12 protein-coding genes and 2 pseudogenes are annotated in these 12,725 nt (G+C 37.5%); 4 read left to right on the forward strand and 10 right to left on the reverse strand.

The features are described from left to right. Positions 1–69 precede the first annotated feature (69 nt). On the forward strand, positions 70–615 hold the full coding sequence (locus M5V91_RS05310) for a cupin domain-containing protein (RefSeq protein ID WP_034296843.1): 546 nt from the start codon (positions 70–72) through the stop codon (positions 613–615). A 43-nt stretch (positions 616–658) separates the two neighbouring features. On the opposite strand, the gene M5V91_RS05315 is transcribed toward M5V91_RS05310, so the two are convergent. Beyond that, positions 659–1,174, reverse strand: coding sequence for a CBO0543 family protein (locus tag M5V91_RS05315; RefSeq protein ID WP_192908778.1), 516 nt, complete (start codon positions 1,172–1,174; stop codon positions 659–661). Positions 1,175–1,249: 75 nt separating this feature from the next. Beyond that, positions 1,250–1,693 (reverse strand): CBO0543 family protein, encoded by a 444-nt coding sequence (locus tag M5V91_RS05320; RefSeq protein ID WP_284521840.1) that lies wholly within the window; start codon positions 1,691–1,693, stop codon positions 1,250–1,252. 293 nt (positions 1,694–1,986) lie between these two features. Between M5V91_RS05320 and M5V91_RS05325 the strand changes: the two genes are divergently transcribed. Both M5V91_RS05325 and M5V91_RS05330 read left to right on the forward strand, forming a co-directional pair. Next, entirely contained in the window at positions 1,987–2,313 is a 327-nt protein-coding gene (locus tag M5V91_RS05325; protein ID WP_035329701.1) for an ArsR/SmtB family transcription factor, read from the forward strand. 84 nt (positions 2,314–2,397) lie between these two features. Continuing rightward, positions 2,398–2,913 (forward strand): SRPBCC family protein, encoded by a 516-nt coding sequence (locus M5V91_RS05330; protein ID WP_284521841.1) that lies wholly within the window; start codon positions 2,398–2,400, stop codon positions 2,911–2,913. A 273-nt stretch (positions 2,914–3,186) separates the two neighbouring features. Here M5V91_RS05330 and M5V91_RS05335 read toward each other — a convergent pair. The 8 genes and pseudogenes from M5V91_RS05335 to M5V91_RS05370 form a co-directional block, all read right to left on the reverse strand. Next, positions 3,187–3,438: pseudogene (locus M5V91_RS05335) on the reverse strand (hypothetical protein); the annotation flags it as partial. 287 nt (positions 3,439–3,725) lie between these two features. Next, a complete protein-coding gene (locus M5V91_RS05340; RefSeq protein WP_284521842.1) occupies positions 3,726–4,907 on the reverse strand; it encodes a M24 family metallopeptidase in 1,182 nt (393 codons plus the stop codon). Then, entirely contained in the window at positions 4,888–5,934 is a 1,047-nt protein-coding gene (locus M5V91_RS05345; RefSeq protein ID WP_284521843.1) for an ABC transporter ATP-binding protein, read from the reverse strand. The genes M5V91_RS05340 and M5V91_RS05345 overlap by 20 nt, the downstream gene beginning before the upstream one ends. After that, positions 5,892–6,879, reverse strand: a pseudogene (locus tag M5V91_RS05350) (ABC transporter ATP-binding protein). Before M5V91_RS05350 ends, M5V91_RS05345 begins: the two are co-directional and overlap by 43 nt. A gap of 15 nt (positions 6,880–6,894) precedes the next feature. Then, the gene (locus M5V91_RS05355; RefSeq protein WP_284521844.1) at positions 6,895–7,797 is read right to left on the reverse strand and encodes an ABC transporter permease; all 903 of its coding nucleotides are present in this window, start codon (positions 7,795–7,797) and stop codon (positions 6,895–6,897) included. 8 nt (positions 7,798–7,805) lie between these two features. Further along, positions 7,806–8,723 carry an ABC transporter permease gene (locus tag M5V91_RS05360; RefSeq protein WP_284521845.1) on the reverse strand — a complete coding sequence of 306 codons (918 nt, stop codon included), beginning with the start codon at positions 8,721–8,723 and terminating at the stop codon, positions 7,806–7,808. A 72-nt stretch (positions 8,724–8,795) separates the two neighbouring features. Then, positions 8,796–10,346, reverse strand: coding sequence for an ABC transporter substrate-binding protein (locus M5V91_RS05365; protein WP_284521846.1), 1,551 nt, complete (start codon positions 10,344–10,346; stop codon positions 8,796–8,798). Further along, positions 10,336–10,785 carry a MarR family winged helix-turn-helix transcriptional regulator gene (locus M5V91_RS05370; RefSeq protein WP_258752449.1) on the reverse strand — a complete coding sequence of 150 codons (450 nt, stop codon included), beginning with the start codon at positions 10,783–10,785 and terminating at the stop codon, positions 10,336–10,338. The genes M5V91_RS05365 and M5V91_RS05370 overlap by 11 nt, the downstream gene beginning before the upstream one ends. 610 nt (positions 10,786–11,395) lie before the next feature. On the opposite strand from M5V91_RS05370, the gene M5V91_RS05375 reads away from it, so the two are divergent. Beyond that, positions 11,396–12,679, forward strand: a complete 1,284-nt coding sequence (locus tag M5V91_RS05375) for a histidine--tRNA ligase (protein WP_251266988.1) — start codon at positions 11,396–11,398, stop codon at positions 12,677–12,679. The last annotated feature ends 46 nt before the right edge of the window (positions 12,680–12,725 follow it).

Below are 12,725 nucleotides of genomic sequence, written 5' to 3' on the forward strand. Positions count from 1 at the left end.
GTTAAATATAATTTAACACAAGATGATCATGTTTTGTTAAAATATTTAAAAAATTTAAGGGGCGGGATTATGGAAAATATAGATATTGGCAAAAAAGTGGAGAAATTCAGGAAGGAGAAGGGTTATAGCAGCAGAGAACTAGCCAGAATAGCTGAAATTACCCCTTCCATGTTAAGCCAGATTGAACGGGGGATCGCGAATCCTTCGATTCAGACCTTGAAGGTTTTAGCCAAAGCCCTTGATGTTCCCACCTTTAGCTTTCTCCTCGAAGAGACGAATACAGAAGATTTAGTTGTACGATTTAATGAACGTAAACATATGGTGGTTGAAAACATATCCTATGAATTATTGTCGCCTGATTTTACAGGGACACTGGCAACTGCAATCATGAATATCCCTCCGGGCACCTCCTCGTCGGAAAAGCTATTGGAGCATAAAGGGGAAGAGGTTGCTTATATATTGGAAGGGAAAATTATGGTGAATCTGGATGAAGCAGAATACATATTAGAAGCTGGTGACAGCGTTAAAATACCAGCATATATGAAGCATAAGTGGGAAAATACCTTTGATGAAAAAGCTGTTATTCTATTCTCTGTGACTCCGCCCTCCTTTTAATCTGGACCCGCATCCTATGTGTGTGGGCAGCGGGCCGGATTATTTACTGGGGAAGCGGCGGATCAAAGATGATCCATAAAAGTAGAATGCTTATAAATCCTAAAACCCAGGCTGCCCATGGCTTCCATTTATGGATGGGCAGCAAGGAGAAAGTCACAAGGTTAAAAAGAAAGGAATAGGCAAGTGTCCATCCATACTGATGAATGATGCTTTCATTAAAATAAGCAATTAATTCAATACCCTCGAAAATCAGAGCCCAGAAAACAACCCAGCCTATTCTTTTGAAAATGGTTTTGGGGAATCTTCCTAAGTACACAACAATAACAGATGGATAGATCAGAAATGCTATGGCTGTTGCTATTATGGTGTGCGTTGGCAGAATAAAATGGTCAATCCATACAGGACGGAATTCCCAAACCCTGAAGTCATGAAGCAGCGAAGCATATAGCAGGTCGCCTATAATCCAAAATAATAAGGTGGGATAAAATTCATTCAGCCGTTTCCAGGCACCAAACAATAAGCTAACAATGATGAAAAAGACAACAAACGATGTTTGCATATCATAACAAGCCCCTCAATAACCATTTTGTAAGCAAGAAAGACCAAAATATTAAGCATTCGCTTTTTGAAAAAATCAATTACAAAATAAGCGGCTGATATAGAAGGAAAGACATAATGAAAACCAGGTAATATACCATTCCCAATGTATATAGTTAATGAGATCGGTGTATTTTTCGATCAGGACTTCAACAAAGGTCAATACTGATGCAAATCCTGCAAAATAACTGAATTGAAGAACATGGCTCCGGTCATTCGGATACCACACAATAAACGCGGCACATACAACCGGGAACGCATAGTATTCATATGTAAAGCTCGTTCTGCTTATGGAGGGGAATAATCGAATCGGATATTCAAGCATGCCCAGCTCCACGACAGCCAGACCCGCCAGAAACGTAATAAACTGCTTAAATAAGGCAGCCATAACCGCAAGCCGAATCTTGTTTTTCGGAATGAAGAGAAGAATGGAAGTCGCTGCCATATAAACCATTACTAAGATCCACCATTCGATTCTCATGTGGTTTCCCGCTGTTCTGCCTGAAACACAGCTTTGTCTTTATAGAACCAATTCTGAAAATTATTAGCAGGGAAGAATCATGCTGACTAACGATTAAACAAGGTAAAGAGTATTATCGGATATGTTTATTTAGAGGGGAGAAAAAAATTAATTTTAATTTTTAAAATATTCCTTTACAGGAATATTCCTAATGGTGTATATTGTTCTTAAGGAAAGTTAAAATAAGGAAGCGGGGGTGGGATCTACAATTGAAATGGAAATAGTGAACACATCACACTGGGAGATGATTCAACATGAACGGGCAAATTTTCAGTGCACTCGCTGAGCCCAACCGCCTGGATATCATTGACCTGCTGCTGGAAGGAGCGCTTCCGGTGGGGGATATCGCAAAAAAACTTGATTTAAACCAGCCTCAAACCTCCAAGCATCTTCGCGTTCTTTGTGACGCTGGCCTCGTGGAGGTTCAGCCGATCGCCAACCGCCGGATTTATAAAATCAGGCCTGAACCGTTTCAAGAACTGGATAGGTGGCTTGATTCCTATCGCCGTTTATGGGAAGGCAGGATGGATAGGCTGGATGATTACCTTAATGTATTGCAGGGCAAAAAACCTTTGAATTGATGGATAAATGGAGTAAGCTCAACAAAATCTGTCTCTTCAGTTGCAAACGGTTTTACAAATACAGCTTCTAATGGAGGAGTAACAATGTCAAATAATGCAATGCTTTCAAGAGTTGAAGATGAACGAGTGCTGGTATTGGAGCGCGTATTCGATGCTCCGCGCGAGCTCGTCTATAAAATGTTTAAAGAGCCGGAACACCTGAAACATTGGTGGGGTCCGAGAGGATGGGAGCTCCCTGTCTGCAGCGTTGACTTCAGACCTGGTGGAGTATGGCATTATTGCATGAAGTGTGTTGATCAGAATCAGGGCCAATTCTATGGCATGGAATCCTGGGGCAAGGGGATATACAAGGAGATTAGCGAGCCGGAGAGCATCAGCTATACAGACTATTTTTCCGATGCTGAAGGGACAATTAACGAGGAAATGCCATCTACAGAAGTGACTCTGGAATTTGTGGATGTAGACGGCAAAACGAAATTAATTAACCGTGGAGAATACGTTTCCGCAGAAGCGCTTCAGTCCGTAATGGAGATGGGTATGCTGCAAGGCATTACAGATACTTGGAATCGTCTTGAAGAGCATTTGAACGAGGTCAAATAACGAAATTTAACATATAGAAGGCAAAGTTTGCTGCAATTATATTAATTAACATGGCGTTAATCCAAGAAGGATTAACGCTTGTTTTATGAATTATTGCTTATTTGCTTGGTTCGAAAAAAATTTAATTAATGAATGTTTTAAGATTGTAGCATTGGTTTTATATGGTTTTCAGTATTTTAAAGATAAAGTATTTGCGAAAAGAGTGAAATACAAATTTAAGCTCTCCTTCAATAAGATTTGATTAATTATCTTAAAAACTCGGGCTTTTCTGATTCAAAAATGAGTCTCTCTCTTTATTGTTTTAGGTACTGATGGAGATGATGCTCTCGATGCTGTTGAGGAGGTATTGAAAGATTGGGGGAGTAGGTATGGACAATTCGCATTTCTATTTATTAATATAATGACAACTCCTAGCCAATGTGAAAAACTTACTAATTCAGCTAAGATAAGTGCAGAAAATGTTACAGCTACTGGAAGCTCAGAAGCAGTTAAGATCGTACCAAGCCCTGGTCCGATATGGAGCATGAAGAGGGTATTCTAGACTTAAACTTCTTCTTTTCATTTTTAATAACACCCGGGCGGGCGTTATTATCTTTAATTTATGAACACACTTTACCCAAGTGAGTAAAACTACTATCGTAGTTAATTAATCCTTTGGGTAAAGTGCGTTTTTTCCATTTTCCATTACTTTTTAAGTTCCACTGGCCGAAATAAAAAAATTCATTTAAAGTACCTCAGAAAAAAATTATAATGACTCAACCGTCCTTTCAGAAAAATTGAGTCATTCATTATTGGTACTAAGGATAATTCCTTTAGTAACAAATTAAGGATTGGAGGTCTCTCGGGTAATAGGTCAACACTTCAATACCATCTTCTGTCACAAGAACCGTATCAGAGTGTCTAAAGCCACCTAAGCCCTTCACATATATTCCAGGCTCAACGGTAACAACCATGCCTGGTTCTAGTAATGTGTGATCACCTAAGTCGAAAAACGGTGCTTCATGCCCTAGTATTCCGATGTTGTGGCCGGTATGGTGTCTCGTTAATTCTGTTAAGTTGTTTTCTTTGAAATATGCTTGAACATCTTTTTCAACATCAGAGTACGTTCTTCCAGGTTTGATGGCTTTAAATGCAACTTCTTGGGCTTCATACATATGGTGAAAATATTTTTCCTGCTCTTTAGAATATTCTTCAACGAACATGACTCGCTCTAACTCACTTGTATATCCAAAAACACTGGATGCTGCTCCCGTTACTAGAGTGTCTCCTTTTTTTAATACGATATTTTGTGTTACGGCATGGGGGAAAGCAGATTCTGGACCGACTTGACCGCGAAAAACAGCGTAAGGTGTTTGACCATGTGGTTTATAATCGGGTCCAAGTGTATCAATCATGGCTTTTGTTGCTTCATTCGAAGCCTTACTAGTAATTTCAATTTCACTTAAACCACTTTTGGTATACTTTTGGAGCAAGCGGTGCACTAGGTTTCCCCAGCGACAGGATTCTTTAATTAATTCTATTTCATTTGGACTCTTAATAAATCTCATTTCTTCAACTAAACCCTGTAAAGAAACAAATTGTTTCGAGTCGATCAGCTGATCTATAGCAGGACCACGATAGCCCATTGGGGAGCCATAGCCTATAGAATCAAAACCAATCGTTTTATTCTCAAACCCATATTCTATTAAGATTTCTTTGAAATACTCCATCGGGTGCTTAATTCCCGGATATTCAGGATATGAATGTACATAATCCACAACACTATATTCTTCCGCATGTTCATGCTCTAATGCTGGAACAAATAAGTGAACTTTATCTTGCGGATCAATCAGCAAACCAATAGGTCTCTCGGTAGGATGAAAATGAAATCTAGTTAAGTAAAAGATATCTGTTACAGAGAAAAGAACGGCAGCATCACATTCCTTTCCTTTGTAAATGCTTTTAAACTTTTCTTGTCTTTCTTTAAATTCGTATTTAGGAATAGATAATAGCATTTGTTTTTTCCTCCTTGTTATTGGTATATAGATGGCAGCTTGCGGTATGACCTGTAGCTATTTCTGTGAGTGAAGGTTCAATAGATTTACACATTTTCATGACAAATGGGCATCTTGTGTGGAACGTGCATCCAGAAGGTGGATTGGCAGGGTTAGGAACATCTCCTTTCAATACGATTCGTTCTTTCGCTTCTCTAGGGTGAGATACAGGGATAGCTGAGATTAATGCCTGAGTATAAGGGTGCTTTGGATTTGAAAACAATTCTTCAGTGTCGGCTAATTCTACAATTTTCCCAAGATACATAACTGCAACTCGGTCTGTCATATGTTTAACTACACTTAAATCGTGGGAAATAAATAAGTATGTCAAACCAAAATCTTTTTGTAGCTCGAGCATTAAATTAATAACTTGTGATTGAACAGATACATCGAGAGCAGAAACGGGTTCGTCTGCTATAATAAAGTCTGGGTTTAAAATAACAGTCCTAGCTATGCCGATCCGCTGCCTTTGTCCACCGGAAAATTCATTAGGGTGCCGATCAAGATGTGTTTTAGAGAGACCGACGATTTCTAGAATCGCGATAATTTTCTCCAACCGTTCGTCAGGATGAAATTTCTTATGGACTCGGAGCGGTTCCATTAAGATTTGTTTAATGGTCATCTTAGGATTAAGAGAAGCGTACGGATCCTGAAAGACCATTTGCATCTCTTTCCGTAATGAGCGCATTTTTTCAGTCGGTAATGATAGAAGGTCTTGCCCCTTGTATCGGATTTCACCTGAAGTTGCACCAGTTAACCTTAATATGGTTCTTCCAGTTGTCGATTTTCCGCAACCAGATTCTCCAACTAGCGCAAAGGTTTCTCCTTTATTAATCGAAAAACTAATATCGTCTACAGCCTTTACTACTAGCTTCGGCTTAAAGAGACCTTGTGATATTTCATAGTATTTTTTAAGATTCTTAACTTCTAGTAAGGACTTTTCCGTCAATGAATATTCACCTGCCGATTGGACTCTTGTAGCCAACATTTACTTAAATGCTCTCCCATTGAAAAAGTAGGAGGGGCGCTCACAGTGCATTTATCAAATGCATATGGACATCGATTGGCGAATGTGCAGCCTTCACCAATTTCATCAGGCCTAGGTACTTGTCCGTTAATGGAATAGAGTTTGCTTTTTCTCGAATTATTCGTCGGAAGTGAATGGATTAGACCTTTTGTATATGGATGTAGGGGATTGTCAAATAGTTCATGGATCTCTGCCACTTCAACAATCTCCCCAGCATACATGACCACAACACGATCGCACATTTCTGCTACCACACCCAAATCATGTGTGATAAAAAGAAGACTCATATCTTTTTCAGCTTTAATTTGCTTCATCAGTTCTAAGATTTGTGCTTGAATGGTTACATCTAAAGCAGTAGTAGGTTCATCGCAAATGAGGAGTTTAGGATCGCATAAAAGGGCTAATGAAATCATTACGCGTTGCCTCATACCGCCTGATAATTGATGAGGATATTCGTTAATAATCTGTTCCGCTCTTGGGATGCCCACTTGCTTTAACATATTGATGATGGCTTCTTTTCTTTCTTTTTTTGGCATTTTTTTATGCTGTTTTAGTGGCTCACTTAATTGTTCACCTATTGTAAAAACAGGATTGAGAGAGGTCATTGGTTCCTGGAATATCATGGATATTTCATTCCCGCGAAGTTTTCTGTATTGGTGATTATCTAGAGTAGTTACATCTATATTATTAAAATGAATACTCCCAGAAACAATCTTGCTTTTTTCTCTGGTAAAAGTCCCATTATCGCTAATGAAGTAACACTTTTTCCACTGCCAGATTCACCAACAACCCCAAGAGTTTCACTTTTTTCAAGGAGAAATTTACCCCTCGAATCGGTTGAACGGTACCTTCTCCTGTACTAAATTGGATACCAAGATTTTTGATTTCAAGAAGTACTTCAGTCATTTTTTTCACCTCCTGTTATTCGCCTTTTAGTTCTGGATCGAGTGTATCCCTTAACCAGTCACCGAATAAATTAACCCCAAGTGTAGTGAGGATAATCGCAATACCCGGGAATGTGATTAACCACCAAGAACTGAAAATATAGTCCTTTCCTTCATTAAGCATATTGCCCCATGCAGGAGTGGGCGGTTGAACTCCGAATCCTAAGAAACTTACGGATGCTTCTGCGATAATGTATGTGCCCATTTGTAAAGAGATTAAAATAATGATGGGTGTAAAGATATTAGGAAGGATATGTCTTACTAATATCTCGAATTTCGGCACACCAGTTGCGATTGCTGCTGTAATAAATTCCTTTTCTCTCAAAGCCAACACTTCACTACGAATAACTCTGGCAAAAATAACCCATCCCGCTAAAGCAAGAGATATGATAATATTTGTAAGTCCTGCTCCAAGTACTGCACTTATGACGAGTACTAATAAGATAAATGGAAAACTTAATTGAACATCCACAATTCGCATTAGAACTATATCAATCCAGCCCCTAAAGTATCCTGCAATCACACCCACGATGGTGCCAATGACCCCGGCTAATAAAGCTGTGGCTAACCCGATGATTAAGGATACTTTTGTACCTGCAATGATTCTAGAAAGTATATCTCTTCCTAATTGATCGGTTCCTAATATGTGACCGTCTGTAAAAGGAGGCAGTAGACGATCTCGTAATGGGGCATCCATAGGATCAAAAGGGGCAATCCATTGCCCAAATAGACTGAGAACTACTAAAAAGATAATGATGCAAAAACCGAGCAACCCAGCCCAGCTTTTTGACAGTTTTCGAAAGAAATCCTTGAATTTAGATTTCTTTTTAAATTTCATATCAATTGATTTATTAGTGGTTGTAATTGTACTGGTTTCCACAGCTTCACCTACTTCACTCTAATTTGGGGGTTCACATATGCATATAAAATATCTGTAATAAAGTTGATGACTGCATAAATGATGGCAATGATAAATACGCCAGCCAATACAATTGGGAAATCTCGATTCATTAATGACTGGTGTAATAGTCTGCCAACACCAGGCCAAGAAAAAACAGCTTCCGTAATAACAGCGCCGCCTAATAATACACCGAGATCAAGCGCAATTAATGTGAGAATCGGAATCAAAGAATTTTTTAAGGCGTATTTCATAATTAGCGTGGATGTTGGTGTTCCAGCTGCTTTGGTTGTTCGGATATAGTCTTTATTTAATACATCTAGCATGGCCGATCGAGTAAAGCGGACAAAACGCGATACGCTATACAAAGCTAGTGTAATAACTGGAAGCACCATGTGATTAACAGAGCCGCCTCCACTCGATGGAAAAAATTTTAGTTGAGCAGCAAAAATAAAAATTAAAATTAAACCAAACCAAAAACTGGGGATAGCCTGACCGATAACCGTAATCCCTACACTTGCTTTATCAAATAGGGTGTTTCGTTTATATGCAGATAGAACTCCAAGTGGAATAGCGATGATGATTGATAATAACAATGCTGAGAATGCTAGTTGAAAAGTTGCAGGCATTCTTTCTAAAACTAGTCCTAGAGCATCGTCGCCGCTTCTTAAAGATTCTCCAAAATCACCTTGAATGGCGCCTTTCATGAAGTCAGTGTATTGAACATATAGTGGGCGGTTAAATCCTAATAACTCACGATATTCTTCAATTTGTTCCCTTGGCGCATCAGGCGGGAGGAATAGTGTGGTCGGATCTCCCGAAAGACGAATTAAAAAGAAGACTGCTGTTAGAGCAAGAAATACAACGATGACCACTTGTATTAATCTTTTAATTATAAAATCTAACATAGTAGCACCCCGCCTTATCCCTTGGAATAAAAGAAGAGAGAAGGGGACCCTCTCTTCTTTGAAACTATAAATTTAGTTCCATGACATCTCAAACACGTTCATTTTCTCATCAACACGAGGTGAGAAATTTAAAGAAGATTTAACAGCGTAAAGGTCTGCTTGTTGCCATAATGGAACCCAAGCAGCTTGTTCTACTAACTGCTGTTGAAGCTCAGCGTATCCAGCATAGCGCGCTTCTTGATCAAACGATTGGTTTGTTTCCTTAATCTTTTTCTCAATATTCTCCTGGTAAAAACTACTGTATGGCGCTTCTAAAGTGAACAAGTTTTCAATTGTTGACTGGGCATCGAAAGCTGGCCCCCATCCAAGAATGTACATATCACCAGTTTCTCTTTTTTGAATTTTCTCCAAATGCTGACCCCATTCATTCACCCTTACTTCTACATTGATCCCAATACTTTGTAATTGTGAAGCAATGGCTTGAGCAATATGGGAGTCCATCGGATATCGACCACTTGGTGTATCCAAAGTTAATGTTAATTCTTCTGGACTATAGCCAGCTTCTTCGATTAACTTTACGGCAAGATCTGGGTCATAGTCGTATTCTTTAGTTTCAGCATAATCAGCATTCAATTGGGACAGCGGTCCTGTGATTCTCGATCCATACCCACTTAATACAGTTTCTAGAAGTTCATTTGCATTGATAGCGTGATTAATCGCTTGTCTAACTTTGACATCTTTTAATGGACCATCGACCAGGTTCGATAATGCTAAGTAATTGATACGTGAAGAAGAAATTTGTTTTACTTCATTACTTTCAAATTGTTTAACTGAGTCGACAGGGATGTTCTTAAATAAATATATTTCTCCGCTCATAAAAGCAGACATCCTTGCGCTAAATTCCGGAATAATTCGGAACTCAACTTCCTCAATCTCAGGTTTTCCTTGCCAATAATCTTCAAAAGCTTTTAATTTCAAATGGTTATCTCTTGACCATTCAACAAACGTATATGCCCCTGTACCAACTGGTTTGCTTGATGCTTTCTCTATACCTACTTCTTCAACATAGCCAGGTTCTATAATGAGCAAATCTTCTGCAATTCGTTGGATTAAGCTTGGAAAAGGCACGGATGTATGGATCTCCACTTCGTAATCTGAAAGTACAACGACCTCCTCAACGTTAGCCCATCTTGAACGGTAAAATGACCCGTTACTTTCATCTAAGATGTAGTCGATACTAAATTTAACTGCATTTGCATTAAAATCTGCTCCGTTATGGAACTTAATTCCTTCTTTCAGCTTTAAGTACCATGTTTTTTCATCTATATTTTTCCATTCCTCTGCAAGAACAGGGACAAACTCAGCTGTTTGAGAATCTCGATCAATCAGTGGATCATAAATATTACGAATTAGCGTATCTGTGGTGTAGTTGACATCGTGATTTGCTAGAAGTGTGGTAGCGTCTGCTTCAAAACCGATGACAAGGGGACCCTGACTATTAGCACCTGAACTGGAATCTGGTGAACTACTGGAATTACCATCCACATTCGTACTTTCTGTACATGCTGCCAATAACATCGTAATGATTAAAAGAAATGTAATCAGGAGCTTATTATTCCTCATCAAATCTTCCTCCTTTATTGACTGATAAAATTTTCTCGATTTCTTCCATTGATTGAATAAGAGAATTTACTTGTTCCAAATCAATTTTTTCAATCATCCTCCTTACATCATGGCTGGCATTATCTGAAAGTTCTTTAAGAACTTTTTGCCCTTTTTCAGTGATATGCAAATATTTCTTCCGTTTATCTTGGTTATCCGATACCCGTTCAATAAGTTTTTGTTTGCTGAGCTTATGTATCATTCTACTTACATAACCTTTATCGAAGTCGAAATACTCGGATAATTGAGAAGCTGTACATCTCTTCCTTTTATCTATCTCATATAAAATCATCGCTTCTGACATTGAATATGGGCTTCCTTTTGAATACTGAGCATACAAACCAACAACATTAAGATAAAAACGGTTAAACTTCTTAATTTTTTCGATTTTTTCATTCATATAGTTTAGTTCCTTAGTTCATAAATTTAGTTGCTAATAACAACTTGTTTACATATTAATTTTAATTGGTCACATCTGTCAACAGAATTTTATGAAAATTCTGTATAAATAAAATCAGGTTCTCTTATGCCTTATTAATTGTGGACATCGACCAGTGCAATTATATATTGACTCATCCACCAATTTCTGTAGTTGATTGGTTAGTGGGTTATAATTCTGTTTTCTTTAAGGATCCTAATATATACTTTAAAGTGATAAATCCCATAAAGGGCTTACCGGCAGGTAATTAACTATTGAAAATCTAAGAAAACAAGAGTAAACAGCCGTTTTCGCTTCTTTTATTAAGGGAGGTTAGTTGAAGAAAGATTCTTGAAATTCAAATTACAGTATGATACATTTAATGGAAATTAGGAGTGAGTAAATATGCGTTCAATAAAGAAGATAACTATCTCGTTCTCACAACTACATCATCATATCTTGTAGCCTTGCTATTCGATTTATAAAAATCGTAAATAGGAAGGTTATTTATCATTAAACCGGATTTGATTAAGTTTAAAACTTACATCAAGTGCGGTTTTTTATTTTATAAAAAACTTTGGAGGTAATGAAAATGAAGAAAATGGATTATCAAAATGTAAAGGGTACACAAGATTACTTACCGAATGCTGAAGTTATTAGAAGAAATATTAGAAGAACATTAGAAGACGTATTCATCCAATACGGATGTAAACCTTTGGAAACCCCAATATTAAATTACACGGAATTACTCGCTTCCAAATACGGTGGTGGGGCTGAAATTTTAGAAGAAATGTATACATTAACTGACAGAGGTGAAAGAGACTTAGCTTTACGATACGATCTCACTATACCGTTTGCAAAAGTTGTTGCGATGAACCCGACGCTTAAGATGCCTTTTAAGCGATATGAAATTGGTAAAGTATTTAGAGATGGACCAATTAAAACAGGTAGGTTTCGAGAATTTACACAATGTGATGTTGATATTGTAGGTGTAGATTTACAAATAGCCGAAGCTGAATTAATGGTTATGGCATTGGACGCATTTAGAAAGCTTAATTTAAAGGTATCGATCCAATACAACAATCGAAAATTACTCACGGGAATGCTTGATGTATTCGGTACAGAAGCTCAAAAAATTAATAATGTAGTATTAATTCTAGATAAGCTTGAAAAAGTAGGATTAGGAGCTGTTATTTCAGAACTTAATGATCAAGGATTATCAAATTCAACGATAATGTTAATTAAACAGTTTTTAACTGATGAAAGGAATTCAACTCTCAGCTATTTTGAATCTTTTTCAGAACAAAATGAAGAGGTAAGGCAAGGTTTAAATGAATTAAAAGAGCTGGCATCCTATCTAGAATTCCTAAATATTAATAAACAGTGCATTTTTAATCCATTCTTAGCAAGAGGTTTAGAGATCTACACAGGTACTATTTATGAGATATTCTTATCTGACCAATCTATAAAATCAAGTATTGGAAGTGGCGGAAGATACGATAATGCAATCGGTGGGTTGATAGGTACAACTGAAAAATTCTCAACAGTAGGAATATCATTCGGCTTAGATGTAATTTATACGGCTATGAGTAAATCTGAGAAGGAATTAAGAGAGAATCCGAATATAGATTACTATATAGTCCCATTAGGCACTCAAAAAGAATCCTTATTGGTAGCAAATTACTTAAGAAATAAAGGCTATAAAGTCGAATATGAAATGAGCAACAAAAAGTTAGGCAAGGCTCTTGATAAAGCAAACAAAGAGAAGATCCCTTACGTGATAATTATTGGAGAGAATGAGGTGAAAAATAATCAATTCAAAATAAAAGATATGTTATCAGGTGACGAAAGGGTTGAATCATATCTGTTTAAATGATTTAAAAATTCTTATTCAAGAGCCTGTACTTATTTTCAGAATCAGC

It is taken from the genome of Cytobacillus pseudoceanisediminis (genome assembly GCF_023516215.1).
Classification (GTDB): domain Bacteria; phylum Bacillota; class Bacilli; order Bacillales; family Cytobacillaceae; genus Cytobacillus; species Cytobacillus pseudoceanisediminis.